Origin of the sequence: Catenulispora yoronensis, from assembly GCF_039531695.1 — a bacterium.
GTDB classification, from domain to species: Bacteria; Actinomycetota; Actinomycetes; order Streptomycetales; family Catenulisporaceae; genus Catenulispora; species Catenulispora yoronensis.
This window is the reverse complement of sequence record NZ_BAAAQN010000031.1, coordinates 95,712-116,846: the sequence shown is the minus strand read 5'-3', so window position 1 is coordinate 116,846 and position 21,135 is coordinate 95,712. Positions and strand designations below refer to the sequence as shown.

Genomic DNA, 21,135 nt, shown 5'->3' with positions numbered 1-21,135 from the left:
CACCCCTCCACCACCCCCGCCGAAGGCATTTGCCGCCTTCGACGGCATATGCGGAATTCCGAATCAGTAAGCGGATTCACAGCGGATCCGCAGGGCATTCGCAGCGCCCCTTGGAACTCTGGGGCGATCGTCCGCAGCATCCGCGATTGGGGAGCGATGACCGACACGACAAGCACGCTGCGCCGGCTGTGCTGGCTGTTCCCGGACCGGGAGTCCACCCGCACCAACGCCAAGTGGAAGGCGTCGTTCTGGGACCTCTACTCCGAGGTCGCCAAGGACCTCGACCTGACCTTCGACCGGGTCGCGCCGGAGGCGGTGACCGTCGACGCGCTCGACGTCCACCACCCGCGCACCTACGTCGACGGCGCCCTGGTGACGCCGCAGGACACGGTGTTCCTGACCTCCCCCTACACGCTGCCGTACCAGTCGGTCGACGCCTTCAACCAGTTCACCCTGTACTCGGTGCTGGAGCAGGCCGGCTTCTACCTGCCGCACCCCACGATGTTCGCGCCGATCGGCAACGACAAGCTGGCCACCCTGCTCTACTTCAAGGACTGCCCGCTGCCGCCGGTGCCCACGGTCCGCGTTACCGCCGGCCGCGACCTGCTGTTCGACGAGTACATGACGGCCACCGCGGACCTGCCCTACCCGGCCTTCGTCAAGCCGGCCGGCTGGATGGCCGCGCGCGGCATCAACCTGGCCCACGACTCGCACGATGTCAGAGGCCTGCTGAGCCTGGCCCAGGGCGGCGACACCACCCTGGTCTTCCAGCCCTACCTCGGCAAGGGCACCATCGACTTCCGCGTCTACGTCGTCGACGGCCGCGCCCACACCACCCTGGTCCGCGAACCCGGCGAGGGCGCGATCTACCCGCAGGTGACCACCGGCGCCAAGGCCTACTACACCGAGGCTCCCGCCGAGCTGCTGCCCGCCGTCGAGTACTGCGCGCAGCGCCTGCCGATCCCGTACTTCTGCGCCGACTTCCTCTACGACGGCGAGCGCTACTGGCTGTCCGAGATCGAGCCCGACGGCATGATCTTCTGCCCGAACCCCGGCGACCCGGCGACCGCCGAGGCCACCCGCACCCTGGTCCTCGACCGCTTCCGCGCCTACCGCGACCAGCACGCCGTCATCTTCCACCCCGGGCTCCGCACCCCCGCCGTGCTTGAGGAGGCCTCGGCATGACCCCCCAGTTCGCCAGCACCGTCCCCGACGCCCTCGACACCGCCCGCGCCACCCTGGCCAAGCTGCGCTCGGTGCCGGCGCTGGCCGACCGGTACGCCGACGTCATGGCGCTGGACAGCCTCGAGGACCTGATCCACGTCCCGGTGATGGTCAAGGACGACCTCAACGCCGCCCTGGACCACCTGAAGCCGAAGGCGCACCGCGGCGCCACCTGGACCTTCCAGAGCGGCGGCAGCACCGGCTCGCCCAAGCTCGGCTACGCCCCGACCGGCCTGTACATGAACGAGGTCTACGAGCAGTGGAAGCCGCTGGGCCCGGACGACCTGTTCGTCAACGGCTGGGGCGCCGGCAAGCTGTGGGGCGCGCACTACCTGATGGGCTGCTACGCCGACCTGGCCGGCTGCACCGGCATCGGCCTGGGCGCGGTCAACCGCAACGAATACGACGTCTGGCTGGAGTTCTTCGCCGAGCGCAAGGTCACCTCCTTCGGCGGCACCCCCAGCGTGCTGCGCCCGATCATCGGCCGGGCCCGCGAGATCGGCATCAAGCTCCCCGAGCTTCGCAGTGTCCTGTATCTGGGCGAGGAGTGGAACCCGGGCCTGGACGAGGACCTGCCGCTGGTCGCCCCGAACGCCAAGCGCTGGGGCCTGTTCGGCAGCACCGAGACCTGGGTGGCCGGCACCAACACCCCCGAATGCGCCGCCGACACCTGGCACCTGCTGCCCTCGCAGCTGGTGCACGTCGGGGAGAACCAGATGCTCGACTTCACCTCGCTCAAGCCGCACGGCCTGAACCCGGTCCTGCGCTACCAGACCGGCGACGCGGGGGAGTGGGTCACCTGCACCTGCCGCGAGTCCGGCCCGGCGCTGCGCGTGCTCGGCCGCCGCGACGGCGAGGTGAAGTTCCGCGGGCTGCTGCTGAACGCCGACACCCTCACCGCCGAGGTCTGCGCGCACAGCGGCGTCTCCCAGGCCCAGCTCGTGCTCACCGAGTACGCCTCGCGCGGCAGCACCCTGGAAGTCCTGATCGTGCCGTCCCGCGACGCCGTCGCCGGCCTGGCCGAACGGGTCCGCGACCACATCCTCGGCTCGGCGTTCGGCGGGCCCTCGACCGCGTTCCACCGCGACCCCGAGGCCCTGGTGGTGCGGCTGGTCGAGGAGCTGATCAGCAACGAGCGCACCGGCAAGACCTCCAAGCTCGTGCAGCGGCGGGAGCCGTGAGCGCTGCCGCGGCCGGATCGGCCCCCAAGCCCCCAAAGCGCCCGGAACACCCGGAACGCCCGGAGCACCCAGAGCGCCCGGGCCGCCTGGGGCTGGGCCGCCAGTTCAACCTGCTGTGGGCCGGACAATCGGTCAGCTACATCGGCGACAAGGTCAACATCTTCGTCGTCCCGGCCGTGATGATCCTGCTCCTGCACGCCTCGGCGTTCCAGGTCGGCCTGGTGGCGATGGCGCAGTACCTGGCCATCCCGCTGCTGTCCCTGGTCGCCGGGATGCTGGTGGACCGCTGGGACCTGCGGCTGACGCTGGTCGCCTGCGACCTGATCCGGTTCGCGGTCATCCTGCTGGTCATGGCCGCCTACTGGGCCGGCCACCTGTCCGTGGCGCTGCTGTTCTTCAGCGTCGCGATCGTCAACGCCACATCAGTGTTCTTCAACATCGGTTACACCGCGACCATCGCCAACGTCGTCCCGGTCGAGGGCCGGGTCTCGGCGTACTCGAACATGGAGACCTCCCGGACCGCCTCCGAGGTCGTCGGCCCCGCCGTCGCCAGCCTGCTGTACCAGCTGATGGGCATCGCCGCCCTGCTCGTCGACGCCGGCAGCTACCTGTTCTCGGCCGGCGCCATCCGCTCCATGCGGTCCTACGGCGAACGCAAGAAGATCGAGCAGACCATGTGGCAGCGGCTCAAGGCCGGCGTCGCCCTGAACTGGACCGACCCGGTCCTGCGCGGCACCCTGATCGGCACGTTCATCATGAACGTCGGCGGGCCGGTCTACGTCACCGTCATGCCGATCCTCGCCTACCGCGGCCTCGGCCTGTCGGTGGGCGTCTACGGCATCGCCATGTCCGTCGCCGCCGCGGCCGCGCTGGCCGGCGCCCTGGTCGCCCAGCGTGTCAGCAGGCTGATCGGCCCGGCCCGGCTGATGCCGATGGCGGTGTTCGCCCACTCGGCCGTCGGACTGGGCATCCTGCTCGCCCCGCGCCTGCCCTCGGCCGTCGTCGTCGGCGCCGTGCTGTCCCTCTACGGCGTGACCATGGTCTGGTACAACGTCTGCACCGCGGCCGTCCGGCAGGTCCGGATCCCGGTCGCCGACCAGGCCGTCTCAGCCGCCGCCTTCCGGACCCTGACCTGGGGCATCATCCCCGTCAGTGCCCTGATGGCCGGGGTCTTCGTCGAGATGCTGACCCCGGGCCACGGCATCCGGAACGCCTGCAAGATCACCATGGTCTGCGCCACGCTGATCGGCACCCTCTTCGCCTGGCCGCCGGAGGCCGGGATCCAACGCAAGCTGAACCGTGAGAAGGCGCTGGCCGAGGCGGCTCCGGCCGCCGGCACCGCCGCGCCGGTGGGGAGCACCGCATGAGCCGCGACAACCGCGTAGTCCTGATCACCGGATGCTCCTCGGGCATCGGCCTGGAGACCGCGCTCGCCGCCGCCGGCGCCGGCTGCACCACCGTGGCGACGATGCGCGACCCGGACAAGGCCGGACCGCTGCTCGCCGCGGCCGCCGAGGTCGGCGTCACCGTCGACGTGCGCCGGCTCGACGTCACCGACGAGCAGTCCATCGACGCCTGCCTCAAAGAGGTCGTCGCCGACCACGGCCGCCTCGACGCCGTGGTGAACAACGCCGGCGGCGCCAACACCTTCGCCACCATCGAGACCGCCTCGATGGCCGAATACCGGGCCAACCTCGAAGTCAACTTCTTCGGAGTGGTCGCCGTGACCCGCGCGGCCCTGCCCCATCTGCGGGCCTCCGGCGGCCGCGTGGTCACCGTCGGCAGCAGCCGCGGCCTGATCGGCCAGCCGTTCAACGAGGGCTACTCGGCGGCGAAGTTCGCCGTCGAGGGCTTCATGGAATCGCTCGCGCCGACCGCCGCCGCGATGGGCGTCTCGATCGTGCTCGTGGAACCCGGACCGGTGCTCGGCACCGCCTGGGGCCCGAACTCCGGGCTGACCCGCCAAGGACTGCTCGACGCCGCCGGCCCCTACGCCGAAGTGCTCGAACGCTACATGGACTGGGTCGCCCACTCCGGCTATCCCGGCGCCCAGAACGGCGCCGAGGTCGCCGAGGTCGTCTGCGACGCCCTGATCGCCGAACACCCCGACTTCCGGATCCCGACCTCGGACTGGGTCGCCGAGTACGCCGCGCTGAAACTGGTCCAGATCAGCGGCGCGGACCTCCAGGACATGGCGCGCTCATGGCTGACCTGACCGGAACCCGCCCCGCGTCGCAGGCTGCTGACCTGACTAAAGTCCCTCCCGCGTCGCAGGCCGCTGATCTGATTGAAACCCGTCCGGCGTCGCAGGCCACTGACCTGCTCGCCGACTTCGCCGCCGCGGTCCGCGCCCACCCGGACCGGATCGCGGTCCTCACCGACGGCGTCCCGCTCACCTACGCCGAGCTGGCCGAGAAGGTCGCGGCCCGGGCCAGCGAACTCGGCCCCGCCCCCGGCGCCGTCGAAGTCCCCACCGCCCGCGCCCCGGAGACCGTCGTCGGCCTGCTCGGCGCCCTGACCGCCGGCGGCGCCTACTGCCCGGTCGACCCGGACTTCCCCGCCGAACGCCGCGCCGCCATGCGCGACGCCCTCGACGCCGACCTGCCCGCCGACACCGCGTACGTGCTGTTCACCTCCGGCTCGACCGGGGCCCCCAAACCCGTCCTCACCCCGCGCACCGCGATCAGCACCGTCGTCACGGCCCTGCGCGGCCTGTTCGAGCTCACTCCCGATGACAGGGTCCTGCAATTTGCGTCCCTGAACTGGGACACCTGCTTCGAGGAGATCCTGCCGACCCTCACCGCCGGCGCCACCCTCGTCTTCGACCACGAAGCCCACACCGGCTCCTTCGCGCGCTTCCTGCGCATGATCGAGCAGCACGGCGTCACCGTCGTCGACCTGCCCACCGCGTTCTGGCACGAACTCGTCCGCCACCTCGCCGAGGACGGCCGCGGCCTGCCCGCCTGCCTGCGCCTGGCCGTCATCGGCGGCGAGGCGGCCAACCCGGCGCGGGTCACCGAATGGCTCGCCCTGGCCCCGGACGTCCGGCTGCTCAACACCTACGGCTGCACCGAGACCACGCTGATCACCCACGCCTGCGACGTCGACGGCGTCCCGGTGCCGATCGGGCGCGCGCTGCCGCACGTCAGGGAGCTGATTACGGACGACGGCGAGCTGCTCGTCGGCGGACCGGCGCTGGCCGCCGGCTACCTCGGCCGCCCCGAGGCCACCGCCGAGCGGTTCGTGGTCCGCGCCGGCGAGCGCTGGTTCCGCACCGGCGACCGGGTCCGGCGCCGCGCCGACGGCCTGCTGCTGCACGAGGGCCGCCTGGACCACGTCGTCAAGATCCGCGGCGTGCGCGTCGACCCCGGCGAGGTCGAGGCGCAGCTCACCCGGCACCCGGCGGTCGACGCCGCCGCCGTGGTCGGAACCGCCCTGGCCGGCCGCACCGCGCTGGTCGCCTACGTCGTCGCCCGCGACCGGAACGACGACCTGCTCGGCTGGCTGCGCGCCCGGGTGCCCGCGCACCTGGTGCCCAGCCGCCTCACCTACGTCCCCGCCCTCGAACTCACCGCGAGCGGCAAGGCCGACCGGGCGGCGACGCACCGGCGCCACGCGCCCGTACGAAAGGCAGAGAACCGATGACCACCGCCGACGTCCTGGCGATCTTCCGCACCGTGCTGGAGACCGAGGACATCGCCGCCTCCGACGACTTCTTCGACCTCGGCGGCGACTCGCTGCTGGCCACCCGGGTGCTCAGCGCGCTGGCCCGGGCCGGCGGGGCCGAGCTCACGATGGAGGACTTCCTGATGGCCCCGACCCCGGAACTGCTCGCGGCCCGGGCCGCCGGGGCCGCCGGGGCGGTCGTGTCGTGAGGGTCCTGATCGTCGGCGCCGGCCTGGCCGGCCTGGTGGCCGGCGACCGCCTGCGCCGGTCCGGCGCCGCCGTCACCGTGCTGGAGGCGCGCGACCGGGTCGGCGGCCGCACCCACGGCATCGAGGTGGCCCCCGGCGCCTGGGCCGACGCCGGCGCGGCCTACCTCGGCGACCGGCACACCGAACTGCTCGCGCTGCTCGCCGAGCACGACCTGAAGACCACGCCGACCAGCACCGAGGGCGCCAGCCGCTTCGAGCTCGGCCCGGCCGCCGACGGCCCGCTGACCCGGCCCGGCCGGTTCCCGCCGCTGAACGCCGTGGCGCTGGGCGAGCTGTTCGACCGGCTGGCCGACCTGACCAGCCTGGTCGACGTGGCAGAGCCCTGGCACACCCCGGGCGCCTCCGACCTGGACGGCACCACCGCCGCCGAATGGGCCGAGGCGAACCTGCGCCATCCCGACGCCCGCGTCTTCTTCCCGCTGTTCCTCGGCGAGATGATGGCCGCCGACCCCGCCGACATCTCCGTGCTGCACATGGCGTTCTACCTCCGCTCCGGCGGCGGGCTGCGCTACCTGAACGCCTTCGAGGGCGGCGCGCAGGAGTACCGCGTCGACGGGGGAGCGCACCGGCTGTGCGAGCGCCTGGCCGCCGGGCTCGACGTCCGCCTCGGCTCGGTGGTGACCGCGGTGCACCAAGACGCCGCCGGGGTCCGGATCCGGACCGAGGACGGCGGCGCTTTCGAGGCCGACCGGGCCGTGGTCGCGGTCCCGCCGGTGCTCGCCGACGGGATCGACTTCGCCCCCGGGCTGCCCGCCACCCGCTCCACCTCCCGCACGGCCCCGGGCTGCGCGGTGAAGGTCCACCTCGTCTACCCCGGGCCGGCCTGGCGCGACGAGGGCCTGTCCGGCTGGTCGGTCAACGCCCGCGGCCCGCTGCTGTCCACCGTGGACGACTCCCCGGCCGATTCCGCGACCGGAGCCCGGGTCGGGGTCCTGACCGGCTTCGTCACCGGCGCCGAGGCGCACCACTTCTCCGCGCTGCCGCCCGGGGAGCAGCGCGACCGGGCCCGGGCCCAGGCCCGGCGCCTGTACCCGGGGCTGCCGGAACCGGTCGCGGTCCACGTCACCGACTGGATCGCCGACCCGCACGCCCGCGGCTGCTACGCCGCGCTGTTCGGACCCGGCGACTGGCTGCGGCTGGGGCCGCGGCTCACCGCCGCGCACGGCCGCGTCCACTGGGCCGGCACCGAGACCAGCACCGAGTTCTTCGGCCTCATGGAGGGCGCGATCCGTTCGGGCCGGCGCGCCGCGGCCGACATCCTCAATCAGCCCGGAGCCTGAAGGAGATCGCGATGAGCGACACCAGTCCCCTCGCCCCGCTGTCGGTGCGCGAGAACTTCATGACCGAGCCGGACCTCGGCGCGGGCAACTTCCTGGACTACGCGCTGCGGGACAACCCGAACCGCGACGTCCCGTATCTGTACAGCCACAAGACCGATCACCGCGGCCAGGTGGTGCTGCGCGGTCACAGCCTGACCGACCTCGCCGCGCTGCGCGACCGCTACGCCAAGTGGTACCACGCCAACGGCGTCCGCCCCGGCGACCCGGTCGGCGTGCTGGTGCCCGAGGGCTTCGAGCCGCTGGTGCACTTCCTGGCGCTGTCCGCGCTGGGCGCCGTCCCGGCGATGATCAACGACGCGATGCGCCCCGACGTGCTGGTCCGCTACCTGGACCACGTCGGCGTGGTCGGGGTGGTGGCCTTCGACACCACCCGGCTGGCGGCCGCCTATCGCGAGGATCCGCGCAGCCGGCCCCGGTTCCTGGCCCTGGCCAGCGAGGTGCAGGCGTTCGACGCGTCCAGTGCCGCGCTGCCGGAGCAGTACCCGTACCGGCACGCCGCCGACGATGTCGTGGCCCTGATCCACTCCTCGGGCACCACCGGCATCCCCAAGTCCACCATCCTCGGCCACCGCCAGTTCTGGGACGGCAAGCAGCCGCGCATGACCCGCTTCCCGGCCGAGCCCTACGACAAGCTCATGTCGCTGATGCCGCACACCCACGCCGGCGGCCTGAGCTACTTCCTCACCGCGACGCTGCTCGGGCTGCCGACCGTCGTCATGGGCGACTGGACCCGGGCCGGCGTCGAGCCGGTCATGGAGGCCTTCCAGCCCACGATGATCGCCTCGTTCCCGCGCACCTTCGTGGAACTGGCCACCGGCGACCTCCCGGCCAAGGGCGCGGCCCGGATCCACAGCTGGTTCAACACCGGCGACTCCGCGCACTACGGCCACATCCGCCGCCTGGTCACGCTCGGCGAGCGCCCGGCCGGGCTGATCAAACCGTGGCTGCTGCCCTCGGAGCGGGCCGCCGAGCAGGCGCAGCCCGGATCGCAGTACGTCGACGGCCTCGGCTCCTCCGAGATGGGCATGGCGAACTTCGGCCAGGTCTGGACCCCCGAGAGCGTGCGCGACGACCGCTGCGTCGGCAAGAAGCTGGAGACCGTCACCGAGGCCGCGGTGCTCGACGGCGACGGCAACCCGCTGCCGGACGGCGAGGTCGGGCTGCTCGGCGTCAAGACCCCGTCGCGCACCCCGGGCTACTGGAACGCCGCCGAGCTGACCCGCTCCTTCGAGCTGAACGGCTACTGGCTCACCGGCGACGTGGCCCGCCGCGACGCCGACGGCCGCTTCTACCACCTGGACCGCACCGTCGACGTGATCGACAGCGTCGCAGGGCCCGTCTACACCCTGGAGCTGGAGGAGGTGCTGCTGGCCGACGTCGACGAGTTCGTGCAGGACTGCTCGGTGTTCGGCGTGCCCGGCCCGGAGGGCGCGCAGGTGCCGGTGGCGATGGTCCGGTTGCAGGCCGGCGCCGCCGAGGCGACCGAGGAGCGGGTGCTGGAGGCGGCGAACAAGCAGCTCGCCGACGCCGGCCGCACGCCGCTGGCCGCCGTCCGCATCGCCCGCCGGGCCGCGGACTACCCGCTGGGCCCGACCGGCAAGGTCCTCAAGCGCGAACTCCGCACTCGGTTCGCGACCTTGTTCACCGCCCAGACCGGCCTCTGATGGCGCCGGGGACCGACCTGGCGCGCGAGGAGCCCTACCGCTATGTCCGGCCGACCCTGGTCGAGCCGGACTGGCGGCGGCTCCCGGGCTGGCACGGGGTCACCGCCGAGCAGTGGCGGGACCCGCAGTGGCAGCGCGCGCACAGCGTCAAGACGGTCGCGCAGCTGCGCGACGTCATGGGCGGCCTGCTGTCCGAGGCCTTCTACGACGACCTCCAGGCCGACCGCGAACGCTTCGCGACCATGGCGCTGCTGGTGCCGCCGCAGATGCTGAACACGATGGTGCCGGACGCGCCGCCGGACGACGCGTCGTTCCTGGCCGACCCGGTGCGCGGCTATCTGCTGCCGGTGGCCTCCGACCGGGACCCGGACTGGCCCAGCCACCCGCACGCCCAGCGCGACTCGCTGCACGAGGCCGAGATGTGGGTCGTCGAGGGCCTCACCCACCGGTACCCGACGAAGGTGCTGGCCGAGCTGGTGTCCACCTGCCCGCAGTACTGCGGGCACTGCACCCGGATGGACCTCGTCGGGTCCAGCACGCCCCAGGTCGCCAAGAATCGGCTGGTGCTGCGGCCGGCCGACCGCCAGGAGGCGATGCTCGACTATCTCAAGCGCACACCCGGCGTCCGCGACGTCGTGGTGTCCGGGGGCGACGTGGCGAACGTGCCGTGGCCGCGCCTGGAGGCGTTCCTGCTCCGGCTGCTGGAGGTGGAGTCGGTGCGGGACATCCGGCTGGCCACCAAGGCCGTCGTCGGGCTGCCCCAGCACTGGCTGCAACCCAAGGTGCTGGAGGGGATGGAGCGGGTGGCGCGGCTGGCCGCGCGGCGCGCGGTGAACCTGGCCGTGCACACCCACGCCAACCACGCCAACTCGGTGACGCCGCTGGTCGCCGCCGCCGCCCGGGCGCTGCTGGACGCCGGGGTGCGGGACGTCCGCAACCAGGGCGTGCTGATGCGCGGGGTGAACGCGACCCGCGACAGCCTGCTCGACCTCTGTTTCGCCTTGCAGGGCGAGGCGAACATCCTGCCCTACTACTTCTACATGTGCGACATGGTGCCGAACGCGGAGCACTGGCGAGTGGCGCTGGGCGACGCCATCGCATTGCAGGACTCGATCATGGGCTACCTGCCCGGCTACGCCACGCCGCGGGTGGTGTGCGACGTGCCGCTGGTCGGCAAGCGCTGGGTGCACATGGTCCAGGCCTACGACCGGGAGCTGGGGGTGTCGACCTGGGACGGGCAGCAGTACTACGACCCGATCAGGACTCTGCCGGAGGCGGGGCGGCAGTGGTGGGCGGCGCGGCAGGCCGTCCCGACAGCATGACGCTCTGCCCCCGGAACTCGGCGATCACCGCGCCGTCCTTGGGCCGGCGCACCGTCACGTCGTAGACGCCGGTCCGCCCGGCCCGCTCCCGCTCCACCGCCTCCGCGACCAGCTCGTCGCCGGGCCCGGCCGGTCGCAGGAACATCACCTGGGCCGACTGGGCCACGGCGGCCGGGCCGTGGGAGTTGCACGCGTACGCGAACGCGGCGTCGGCCAGCAGGAACAGATATCCGCCGTGGCCGATGCCGTGTCCGTTGACCATCCGCTCGGTCAGGCGCATGGACAGCACCGCCCGGCCCGGCGCCACCTCGTCCAGCGCGATGCCCAAGGACTGGCAGGTCAGGTCCTGGGCGAGCATCGCCTCGGCGCGTTCGCGGACAGTCATGGGGCTCCGTTCGTCGTGCGGGGGATCGGGCCGGCGGACCTGCCGGGGGTCGCGCTGGGAGTCAGCCCGGAGGCCGTCTCGGGGTTCGAGTGCACCGCCGGATGCGGAGCCGGGCGCGGAGCCGGATGCGGAGCCGGGCGCGCCGCGCCGCCGGCCGCCGGGCCGTCCCGGCGCTCCGAGCCGCGCAGCGCCGGCAACGCCTGGCCGATCGCGATCATCGTCCGGGCCAGGGCCCGGTCCGGCGCGCTGACCCGGGGCGCGTCCAGACACCGGCTCAGATGGCTGAGGAAGTCCTCGCCGGCCCGCCCGCCCGACGCGGCCACCGCCCGCTCGAACCGCCCGCCGACCGCCGCCTCGCCCAGGATGAGGGCCTGGGCGAAGCGTTCCTGGCCTTTGCGGACGCGCCCCGACCCGGCCAGGACGTCGGCGTACCCGGCCAGCGCGATCGCGTACGACAACGGCTCCCGGCCCGGATCCAGGCAGCTCAGCGTGTGCTCCATCGTCGCGCGCGCCTCGTGCGGCCGCCGCTGCCGGGCCCGCAGCCGGCCCAGCCCGAACGCCGCGGCGCACGACAGCCGGTCGCTCTCGGCCTCCAACAGCTCCGCGGCGCGCGTCAGATGCCAGTCCACCTCGGGCAGCTGCCCGGGATCGGCCAGCAGCGCCATGCCGAGCTGCGCGTGCGCGGCCCCGAGCAGGCGCGGATCGTCCAGCTGCGCGGCTGCGGCCAGGCCCAGGCGGCACACCTCGACCGGCAGCGCGGGCTCGGTGTCGCCGGCGAACTTGACGAACCGCCACGTCAGCTCGGCGTCGTCGCGCCCGGCCAGCCAGCGGGCCACCGGCACCAGGTTCGGGCGCTCGAAGTCGAGGAACAGCGAAGCGTCCTCGCCGGTGAACGGCAGCCACTCGGCCGGACCCTCGGCGTCCCGCGCCGCCTGCGGTTCGCGCGGCCGCGGCTGTGCCGGGTCGCGCAGCCAGGCCGGCCCGGGCCCGCCGCCCGGCTCGGTCTCCAGGGCCACGGCCCGGGAACAGGCCTCGAAGGCCTGCACGTACCAGCGGGCCACCCGCTCCTCGACCACGTCCCGGTCCGGCAGGTCCGCGCCGCAGTGCCGCGCGTATCGCAGGACCATGGCATGCAGCCAGTAGCGGTCCGGGCCGGTCTCGACGACCAGGTTGGCCGAGATCAGCTCGTCCAGCAGCCGCCGGGCCCGCAGCACCGAGACCCCGGCGGCGGCCGCCGCCAGCTGCAGGCAGGCCGAGCCACCGGGCAGCAGGCCCAGCTGCCCGAACAGCCGCGAGGCCGCCGGGCCGAGCCCGGCGCGGGTCTCGGCCAGGGCCGCGCGCACCGTGCGCGGGTCCCCGGCCACGGTCAGGGTGTCGACCCGCTCGCGCAGCTCCTCGGCGAACGACGCCGGCGACTGCCGGGACCGGGCGGCCAGCGTCGCCCCGGCGATCCGCAGCGCCAGCGGCCAGCCGCCGCACAGCTCGACCAGTTCGGCGACGCCCGCGCCGCTGAGCCGGTCCGGGCCGACGATCGCGCTCAGCAGGTCCCGCGAGGGATCCGGGCCCAGCGGCTCGATGGTCAGGGTCCGGACGGCGTGATGGATGGACAGTGCCGTGAGCCGGCTGCGGCTGGTCGCTACGATCAGGCTGCCCGGCGTCGGGGGCACCAGCGGCAGCAACTGGCCGACCGCCTGCACGTCGTCGGCGACCACCAGGACCCGGCGGCCGTGGACCAGCGTCCGGTAGAGCGCGGCCCGCTCCTCGGTGCTGACCGGGAGCTTGTCGGCGCTGACGCCGAGCGCCAGCAGCACCGCGCCCAGCGCCGCCCCGGCCTGCGGCGGGCCGCCGGACCGGGCCGGGCGCAGGCCGACGAAGATCTGGCCGTCCGGGAACCGGTCGGCGATCGCGTGCGCCCAGCGGACGACCAGCGCGGTCTTGCCCAGGCCGCCGGCGCCGGAGACGACGAGCACTCGCGGCTCGTCGCGCGGCCCGGGCAGGGCGGCGGTCAGCGCGGCCAGATCGCTGTCCCGGCCCAGGAAGTGCCCCGAGCTGGCGGGCATCTGCGCCGGCGGTGGGGCCGTCGGCGAAGTCTGCGCGGCCTGGGGGCCTTCGGAGGACTCCGGCGGGGAGCCGCCGGACTCGGGGTGGTGGGACTGGTGGTGGGAGCGGGGGTGGGACCGGTGGTGGGAGTCGAAGACGTCCGATTGTCCAGCGTCCGCCTCGAATGCGGACCCCAGATCGTCCTCCGTCCCCGGCTCCGCCGCATCCGGGAGAACGGTCTTCCGGGTCTGCGGCGCGGGGGCCGTCCTCGGTGCCGGGGCGGCCGGCCGGCTGTCGTCGGAAAACGCGCCGGGTCCGCCCGCACCGGACGCTCCTATATTCGGATGCGGCGGGCCGTTGCGGCCCTTCTTGATCTGGGCCGCCAGACTCACGGCGGCGCCGGGGTCCTCGGTGAGGGCGGCGGTCCGGGGCCGGGGCACGACGGCCGGAGCCGGCGGAGCAGCTGGAAGCGCCGGGGGTGCCGGAGCTGCCGGAGCCGCGTGAACCGATGGAGCCGCCGGAGCCGCCGCGGCCTTGCCGGCGCCCGGAAGCGGCTCGCCCCGAAGAATCAGGGCCCGCAGTTCGCGGACGGCCGCGCACGGCTCGGAGCCGAGTTCCTCCTCCAGCCGTTCCTGCAACGCGACGTAGGCGCGGACGGCATCGGCCTGCCGATTGCACTTGTACAGCGCCGCCATCAGTTGCAGGACCAGCCGTTCGCGCAGCGGATACGCCGACACCGCCGCCGCGAGCTCGCCGACGACCTCGGCGTGCTGGCCCAGCGCCAGCTCGGCCTCGAAGCACTGCTCCATCAAGGAGACCCGGAGCTCCGCCAGCCGGGCCCGCTCCGGATCCGCGCCCGGCGCGCACGCGCCGTCCAGCGGCTCGCCGCGCCACAGTCCGAGCGCCGACCGCGCCAGTTCGGCCTTTTCCCTGGGCGCCGGCGCGGCCCTGACCCTCCGGGCCAGCGCCTCGCAGCGTCCGACGTCCGTCGCCGTGGCCGGCAGGTCGAGCAGGTACCCCGGCTGCCGGGTGACCAGCGCCGCGCCCACCTTCCGCCGCAGTCCGGATACCAGGCCCTGGACCCGCGAGCGGGGCGCGGCCGGCGGCCGCTCGCCCCACAGCCCGTCGATGATCCGGTCGGTGGACGACACCGTCCCCGGCTGGAGGGCCAACAGTGCCAGCAGGTCCCGCTCCAGCGGGGCCAACGGCACACGCACCGCGCCGGCCCAGACCTCGACCGGCCCGAGCAGGAGAATCTCCATCAACGCAGCATCCTCCCCAGAATGCCCAATGCTCACCTTGACCCGAGCGTGACGACGAACATCGCACCGCGGATCCGGCACTCCTGGTACGGTCCGCGGCCGAGCGCGGTTCAGGGCCCGGACGACCGGTACGGACACACACCGCGTGTCCGCCCTTGGGTGGCATGTCAGGCGTCTCGCTATTCGGATCGTACAGCCGTACAGCCCAAAAAAGTGAGATCGAAGAAAGCTGATTCACAAGACGTCCGAGAAGGATTGAACGGCCGGTGGCAGGGGTAAGCACGGCGCCGGTATTGCGCCCGGATCACCTGCGAAGCCGTTGGCAACCGAAGGATATCGTCCGGTGACGGAGCGGAATTGTTCCGCGCCTGTCCGCGACGGTTTCCCTAGGTAATCTTCGGGTTGCCGACGTTGCATTCTTGGGCGATATCAATGCATTGCGCGTGGCTGGCGGGCGCCGGGCTCCGCATCCGGAAAGGGTGATTCCCACCGATATGATGCGTGGAATGGGAAGAATGCCCGGACAGCGGCCGACTCGATGAAGCGGATCAGGCCGCGACGGTCTCCGCGGTGACGTACTTGTATACGTAACCTGCGACAGCTCCGCCGACCAGCGTCGCGACCAGCCAGAGCCAGATCTTCGCCCAGGAGAACAAGCCCATGGTGGCGGCGCCGAGCGCCACGGCCGGGTTGAAGGCGCCCCCGGAGATGCCGCCGACGGCGAACGCTCCGGCGGCGACGGTGAAGCCGATCGCCAGGCCGTAGAAGGAGTTGTCCTTGGTGTCGTCGCTGGTGGCGACGTTGAGGACGACGTAGGCCAGGGCGAAGGTGAACAGGGCCTCGGCCGCCATGGCCTGCCAGAGCGCGCGGCCGCTGGGGGACAGGGCCTTCACAGCCGGCGGATCGACCAGCCACTTGGCGACGGCGGCGGCCAGGAAGGCCCCGGCCAGCTGGGCGATCCAGTACCCTGCGACGTCCTCCCGCGAGATCCGGCCGCGGACGAGGACGGCGAGGGTGACCGCCGGGTTGAAATGCCCGCCGGAGATGTGGCCCCCGGCGTAGACCATGGTCATCAGCACCGCGCCGATGGCCAGCGGAGCCAGAGCGACCTGGCCGAGGACGGCGACGCCGACGGTGAGGACGAGGAAGAAGGTGCCGATGAACTCCACGATGTATCTGCGCACGGGGTGCCTCCGGATGGGTGGTCGGGGTCGGCTGTGCCGGGGGTCGGAGCGGTCAGGGGTGGAACGGTCAGGGGTGGAGCGGAGACCAGTGGAGCGGTCGAGGTTCTAGCGGTCGAAGTCCTGGTGCTCAAGGTCCTGGCGCTCAAGATCGAACCGGTCCAGCTCCATGACCTTGCTCCAGGCGGCGACGAAGTCGCGGACGAACTTCTCCTCGGCGTCGGCGCTCGCGTAGACCTCCGCGAGCGCGCGGAGCTCGGAGTTGGCGCCGAAGACGAGGTCGGCACGGGTCCCGGTCCACCTCCGCGCCCCGGACGCGTCGTGCGCCTCGAAGGTGTCGGCGCCCGCAACCGCGGTCCAGGTGGTGGCGACGTCGAGCAGGTTGACGAAGAAATCGTTGGTGAGGACGCCGACGCGGTCGGTGAGGACACCGTGCGCGACGCCGTTGTGGTTGGCGCCCAGGACCCGCAGGCCGCCGATCAGGACGGTCATCTCCGGCGCCGACAGGGTCAGCAGGTTGGCCTTGTCGACGAGCAGGTATTCGGCCGGGAGCCGAGTGCCCTTGCCCTGGTAATTACGGAAACCGTCGGCCGATGGTTCGAGGGCGGCGAAGGATTCGGCATCGGTGTGCTCCTGGGCGGCGTCGGTGCGGCCGGGGCGGAACGGCACCACGGCCTCGTGGCCGGCGGCCCGAGCCGCCAGTTCGACTCCGACGTTCCCGGCCAGGACGATGAGGTCGGCGAGCGAGACGTGGCGGCCGTCGGTGGCGAAGTCGCTCTGCACGGCTTCCAGGGTGCTGATGACGCCGGCCAGGTGGTACGGTGCGTTCACCTCCCAGGTGTTCTGCGGGAGCAGCCGGATCCGGGCCCCGTTGGCGCCGCCGCGCTTGTCGGAGCCGCGGAAGGTGGAGGCCGAGGCCCACGCGGTGGACACCAGCTGCGGCACGGTCAGGCCGGAGGCGAGGACGCGGGACTTCAGGTCGTCCACGTCGGCGTCGGTGAGGGCCGCCCCGGTGGCGGCCGGGAGCGGGTCCTGCCAGAGCAGTGCCTCGGCCGGGACCTCAGGACCCAGATAGCGGACCACCGGTCCCAGGTCGCGGTGGGTGAGCTTGAACCAGGCGCGGGCGAAGGCGTCGGCGAACTGGTCGGGGTGCTCCAGGAAGCGGCGGGCGATCGGCTCGTAGACCGGGTCGAAGCGCAGCGCCAGGTCGGTGGTGAGCATGGTGGGGGCTGCGGCGTCGGCGTCGTCCTCGGGCTTCCACTGGTGCGCGCCGGCCGGGCTGCGTGTCAGGACCCAATCATGCCGGAACAGGATCTCCAGGAACGCGTTGTCCCAGCGGGTCGGGGTCGTGGTCCACGCGCCTTCGAGCCCTGAGGTGATGGTGTCCGCCCCGGCGCCGGACCCGTGGCTGTTCTTCCAGCCCAGGCCCTGGGCCTCCAGCGGGGCGGCCTCGGGGTCGGGACCGAGGTGGCCTTCGGGGGCGGCGCCGTGCGTCTTGCCGAAGGTGTGGCCGCCGGCGATCAGGGCGACCGTCTCCTCGTCGTTCATCGCCATGCGCCGGAACGTCTCGCGGATGTCGCGGGCCGCGGCGATCGGGTCGGGGCGGCCGTCGGGACCTTGCGGATTCACGTAGATGAGGCCCATCTGCACCGCGGCCAGCGGAGTCTCCAACTCGCGGTCGCCGGTGTGGCGGCGGTCGTCGAGCCAGACGCTCTCCGGGCCCCAGTACACGTCCTCGTCGGACTGCCAGACGTCCTCCCGGCCGCCGCCGAACCCGAAGGTGGCGAAGCCCATGGTCTCCAGGGCGACGTTCCCGGCCAGCACCATCAGGTCGGCCCAGGAGATCGACTGCCCGTACTTCCGCTTCACCGGCCACAGCAGGCGGCGGGCCTTGTCCAGGTTGGCGTTGTCCGGCCAGCTGTTCAGCGGGGCGAACCGCTGCTGGCCGGTGCCCGCGCCGCCGCGTCCGTCGTGGATCCGGTAGGTCCCGGCGGCGTGCCAGGCCATCCGGATCATCAGCGGCCCGTAGTTCCCGTAGTCGGCGGGCCACCACGGCTGGGAGTCGGTGAGCACGTGGGCGATGTCCTGCTTCACGGCGGCCAGGTCCAGCGCGGTGAAGGCGGCGGCGTAGTCGAAGTGCTGGTCGAGCGGGCTGCTGGTACCGGGCCCGGCCAGGATTTTGAGGTTCAGCCGCTCCGGCCACCACTGCCGGTTGCCGCCGCCTTGGGTGGGGTGCGGAGCGCGCACGTCATGGTTCTCGCTCATGGGATTCTCGCTCATGGGATTCCTTCCGAACTGGTCGGATGTGGCTAGGGTTGTTCCCGGAATCCACGAAACGCCTGGAATAGCAGCCTGGTTCGAAGGCTGTGACACCGGCGGGACGAGCGAGGCGAGGCCTATGCGGTAGCAGACAACTGATATCCGTCGGCCTGGAGCCGGAACAGCTCGGCGTACGCGCCGCCGGAGGCCATCAGCGCCTCGTGCGTCCCCTGTTCCTCGACGACGCCGTCGGCCAGCACGACGATCCGGTCGGCGGTGCGGACCGTGTTCAGGCGGTGGGAGATCAGCAGAGTGCTGCGATCGGTGCGCAGCCGGCGCAGGCTGTGGTGGATCTCCTGCTCGGCGCGGGCGTCCAGGCCGGACGTCGGCTCGTCGAGGATCAGCAGGTCGGTGTCGGAGCGCAGGACGGCGCGGGCGATCGCGATGCGCTGCCATTGGCCGCCGGACAGGGTTACGCCGGGATCGCTGACGGTGCCGTTGTTGCTGTTGCTGCTGCCGCCGCTGCCGCTGAACATGCGGCTGAGCATGGTCGACAGGCCGTGGGGGAGGCCGTCGACGAGGTTGGTCGCGCCAGCCGTGGCGGCGGCCTGGTGCAGGCGGGGGTGGTCGTCGGCGGCGGTGAGGTCGCCGACCGCGATGTTCTCGGCGGCGGTGAGGTCGTAGGTCATGAAGTCCTGGAAGACGGCGCAGATCCGGGAACGCAGGTCGCTGATGTCGTGATGGCGGATGTCGACGCCGTCCCAGGCGATCTCGCCGCGAGTCGGTTCGTAGAGGCGGCACAGGAGTTTGACGAGTGTCGACTTCCCGGCGCCGTTCAGCCCGACGAGGGCGACGGTCTGGCCGCGAGGGATGGTGAGGTTGACGCCGCGCAGGATCCAGTCGTGGTCCTGGTGGTAGCGGAACCAGACGTCGCGGAGTTCGATGCTGGTGGTCAGGCGGGGGTGGCCGGCGGGTGTGGTTTCTGGTGTCGGATCTGGAGCTGATGCCGGTGTCCGGGTGAGCTGGACATAGTGGCCGAAGAGGATCAGCATCTGGTTCGCGGTGCCGAGTTGCGCGACGATCCCGGCCAGCCCGCCCTGCACAGCGGCCAACGCCGCGATCAGAATACTGAGGTCGCCGATACTGCCGTGCCCGGCATGGATCCGCGCGACCGTCATCAGCAGCGCCACGCCGGACACGACGGCGGTGAGCGTCGACAGCCCGGCGTCGACACGCAGCGTCGTCCGATCGACGGCGCGCTCGGCGGACTGGATGGCCGTCACCTCGGTGAGCATCCGCTCCCGCAGGAACCCGCCGAGGCCGAACAGCCGGATCTCCTTGGCCGCGCGATTGTCGGTGAGCAGCATCGAGTAGAAGATCTGCCGCCGAGCGCGAGGAACGGTACCCACGGTGACCTCGGCCCGCCGTCGACTCAACGCCAACTGCGCCCCCAACGTCGGCCCGGCCGAAGCCAGCACCAGCACCGCGACCAACGGCGACATCGCCACCAACGTGACCACGAACCCCGCAATAGTCAGCCCGGCCTGCCCGATCGCCAACAGCGACCCCGCCAGCAACTGCGGCCCGTTCTGCGCCGACTGCTGCGCCAACCGCAACCGATTCTGGAACTCGGGATCCTCGACCTCCGCCAACCCCGGCAACCGCGTCACAGCGGCGAACACCTCAGCCTGCGTGAACCGACTGACCCGACGCGCGATCTCCCGATCCGCATAACCACCGACATGCTGAACAACCGCACCAGCAGCGGTGACGACCGCGATGGCCGACGCGCTGGTCCACAACGAGAGTCCACCACCGTCCCGACCGGTGAGCTGGTCGAGAAGCCCCTTGGTCAGCCACGCGACGACGACCGGCGCCAGGCCGGTGACTAGCACCGAGACCAGACGGAGCGCGGCAGTGAAGGGCGCAGCGCGGATGTAGACGCCGAGCGCGGTGGCCAGGAGACGCAGGGGAGCGGGAGTCGAGTCTGCCGCAGACCTCTGCTTCCGCCGCGAGATCAAGTTGCGCAGCCGGCTCGCTGACTTGCTTATTGCTGCCCTGCCCGCCATCGGCTCGCCCGCTCCCGACTTACTCACTCCGGTTCGCTGCCATGGCTTGCTGGTAACGAGCCTGCGTGTCTTTGTGCTGCTTGTCGCGGTCGGCCAGTCTCGGTGACCGGTCGTACCACCCGGCCGACCAACTGTCGGGCGTCGAAGTAGCCGTGTTGTCTTGAATCCGAGCTGTGTTCGGTGTTGTCGCCGAGCAGCACCAGCTTTCCTTGCGGAACAACCAGCTCCGCCGCGTCGGCCAGGGCCGGGACTTCTGTGCGCGGCACCGGGTCCCCAGGCGCGGCCGCGACCCGCTTGACCAGCCAGAGCCGTCCCGGCACCGGGTTCGACAGCGGGTCCGGCGTCAGCACCACCACGTCGCCGGCCCGGATCCGCCCCGGCGCGGTTCGGCCCACTACGAGGCGGTCGCCGGGGCGGAAGGTCGGCGCCATGCTGAGGCCGGCCACCGTGACCACCACGTAGCGTCGGCGCATGGTCAGGGCGGTGGTCGTCAGGGCTATGAGGAGCGCCGAGCCCGCGCCGATCGCCGTGATCGTGGCGATCCCGGCGAGGGTCACGAGGCGCTCGCCGGGACCAGGGTCGGGCGCGGCCGGATCGCGTCCAGGGAGGCGCCCGCCGCCTCCACGGTCCCGTCCGGTCCCATGCGGACCAGGGTCGGGAAGCCCGACAGGTCGAATGCGCGGACCATCGGTCCGTCGGGTGCCTGTACCACGACCCGTGCCACGCTGCTGAGCTGCGCGATCATCGCCTCGTCGGCGGCCGGGGTGGTCGGGGCGGTCGGGGCGGTCGGGGCGGCCAGCACGGCCACCACGTCGTCCGGGTCCACGCCGAGACCGGCCACGTGGTCGACGAACCGCGGCAGCAGTTCCTTGCAGGGCGCGCAGTCGGTGGTGAAGAAGCCGACGAGGGTGCCGGCGGTCAGCTGGTCGCGCTCGACGGGTCGCCGGGCCAGATCGGCGGCGGCGAAGTCGTCCACCTGGTGCCCGGGTCCCGGCCGCAGCGGCGGCCGCCCGGCCATCTGCGCGTCGAGCAACTGCGTGTGCTGACGCAGCCGGCGGATGACCCCGGCCGTGAGCAGCAGATCGAGCAGGCACAGGACGCCGACGAGCGCCACGGCGGCACTGAGGTAGGCCATCGGGATCATCTCCTTGGGTGGGGCGGGGGACAGCCACGCCGAGGCTAGGCCGGGCCCGTACACGATCCGTATACTCCGGCCGCGCGGCCAGGTCACAGCACCGGAAACGCACCGAATCGGCTCGTCCCGCGTCCTCGG

16 protein-coding genes are annotated in these 21,135 nt (G+C 72.4%); 9 read left to right on the top strand and 7 right to left on the bottom strand.

Annotation, left to right across the window (positions count from 1 at the left end; genetic code table 11):
• Nucleotides 1-156: 156 nt before the first annotated feature.
• The 9 genes from ABD481_RS24585 to ABD481_RS24545 are packed head-to-tail and all read left to right on the top strand — an operon-like array spanning nt 157 to nt 10,666.
• The gene (locus ABD481_RS24585; protein WP_344668109.1) at nt 157-1,185 is read left to right on the top strand and encodes an ATP-grasp domain-containing protein; all 1,029 of its coding nucleotides are present in this window, start codon (nt 157-159) and stop codon (nt 1,183-1,185) included.
• Complete coding sequence (locus ABD481_RS24580; RefSeq protein WP_344668108.1) at nt 1,182-2,405, top strand: AMP-binding protein; 1,224 nt, start codon at nt 1,182-1,184, stop codon at nt 2,403-2,405. Before ABD481_RS24585 ends, ABD481_RS24580 begins: the two co-directional genes overlap by 4 nt.
• Nucleotides 2,402-3,772 carry an MFS transporter gene (locus tag ABD481_RS24575; RefSeq protein ID WP_344668107.1) on the top strand — a complete coding sequence of 457 codons (1,371 nt, stop codon included), beginning with the start codon at nt 2,402-2,404 and terminating at the stop codon, nt 3,770-3,772. The genes ABD481_RS24580 and ABD481_RS24575 overlap by 4 nt, the downstream gene beginning before the upstream one ends.
• Nucleotides 3,769-4,620: an SDR family oxidoreductase gene (locus tag ABD481_RS24570; protein ID WP_344668106.1), complete on the top strand. Its 852-nt coding sequence runs from the start codon at nt 3,769-3,771 to the stop codon at nt 4,618-4,620. Before ABD481_RS24575 ends, ABD481_RS24570 begins: the two co-directional genes overlap by 4 nt.
• A complete protein-coding gene (locus ABD481_RS24565; protein ID WP_344668105.1) occupies nt 4,608-6,050 on the top strand; it encodes an amino acid adenylation domain-containing protein in 1,443 nt (480 codons plus the stop codon). The genes ABD481_RS24570 and ABD481_RS24565 overlap by 13 nt, the downstream gene beginning before the upstream one ends.
• Nucleotides 6,047-6,280: a phosphopantetheine-binding protein gene (locus ABD481_RS24560; RefSeq protein WP_344668104.1), complete on the top strand. Its 234-nt coding sequence runs from the start codon at nt 6,047-6,049 to the stop codon at nt 6,278-6,280. Before ABD481_RS24565 ends, ABD481_RS24560 begins: the two co-directional genes overlap by 4 nt.
• A complete protein-coding gene (locus ABD481_RS24555; RefSeq protein ID WP_344668103.1) occupies nt 6,277-7,620 on the top strand; it encodes a flavin monoamine oxidase family protein in 1,344 nt (447 codons plus the stop codon). Before ABD481_RS24560 ends, ABD481_RS24555 begins: the two co-directional genes overlap by 4 nt.
• An 11-nt stretch (nt 7,621-7,631) precedes the next feature.
• On the top strand, nt 7,632-9,344 hold the full coding sequence (locus tag ABD481_RS24550) for a class I adenylate-forming enzyme family protein (protein ID WP_344668102.1): 1,713 nt from the start codon (nt 7,632-7,634) through the stop codon (nt 9,342-9,344).
• The gene (locus ABD481_RS24545; protein WP_344668101.1) at nt 9,344-10,666 is read left to right on the top strand and encodes a KamA family radical SAM protein; all 1,323 of its coding nucleotides are present in this window, start codon (nt 9,344-9,346) and stop codon (nt 10,664-10,666) included. The genes ABD481_RS24550 and ABD481_RS24545 overlap by 1 nt, the downstream gene beginning before the upstream one ends.
• Here the strand turns inward: ABD481_RS24545 and paaI are convergent.
• The 7 genes from paaI to ABD481_RS24510 all read right to left on the bottom strand — a co-directional run bounded on the left by paaI (nt 10,602) and on the right by ABD481_RS24510 (nt 20,997).
• Nucleotides 10,602-11,051 (bottom strand): hydroxyphenylacetyl-CoA thioesterase PaaI, encoded by a 450-nt coding sequence (gene paaI, locus ABD481_RS24540; RefSeq protein ID WP_344668100.1) that lies wholly within the window; start codon nt 11,049-11,051, stop codon nt 10,602-10,604. The two genes, ABD481_RS24545 and paaI, sit on opposite strands and share 65 nt — an antisense overlap.
• On the bottom strand, nt 11,048-14,353 hold the full coding sequence (locus ABD481_RS24535; protein WP_344668099.1) for an AfsR/SARP family transcriptional regulator: 3,306 nt from the start codon (nt 14,351-14,353) through the stop codon (nt 11,048-11,050). Before ABD481_RS24535 ends, paaI begins: the two co-directional genes overlap by 4 nt.
• Before the next feature lie 548 nt (nt 14,354-14,901).
• On the bottom strand, nt 14,902-15,537 hold the full coding sequence (locus ABD481_RS24530; RefSeq protein WP_344668098.1) for an MIP/aquaporin family protein: 636 nt from the start codon (nt 15,535-15,537) through the stop codon (nt 14,902-14,904).
• 105 nt (nt 15,538-15,642) lie between these two features.
• Nucleotides 15,643-17,799, bottom strand: a complete 2,157-nt coding sequence (katG, locus tag ABD481_RS24525; protein WP_425559271.1) for a catalase/peroxidase HPI — start codon at nt 17,797-17,799, stop codon at nt 15,643-15,645.
• A gap of 131 nt (nt 17,800-17,930) precedes the next feature.
• The gene (locus ABD481_RS24520) at nt 17,931-19,814 is read right to left on the bottom strand and encodes an ABC transporter ATP-binding protein (protein WP_344668096.1); all 1,884 of its coding nucleotides are present in this window, start codon (nt 19,812-19,814) and stop codon (nt 17,931-17,933) included.
• A 71-nt stretch (nt 19,815-19,885) separates the two neighbouring features.
• Complete coding sequence (locus tag ABD481_RS24515; RefSeq protein WP_344668095.1) at nt 19,886-20,419, bottom strand: S26 family signal peptidase; 534 nt, start codon at nt 20,417-20,419, stop codon at nt 19,886-19,888.
• The gene (locus tag ABD481_RS24510; RefSeq protein WP_344668094.1) at nt 20,416-20,997 is read right to left on the bottom strand and encodes a TlpA family protein disulfide reductase; all 582 of its coding nucleotides are present in this window, start codon (nt 20,995-20,997) and stop codon (nt 20,416-20,418) included. Before ABD481_RS24510 ends, ABD481_RS24515 begins: the two co-directional genes overlap by 4 nt.
• Nucleotides 20,998-21,135 lie beyond the last annotated feature (138 nt).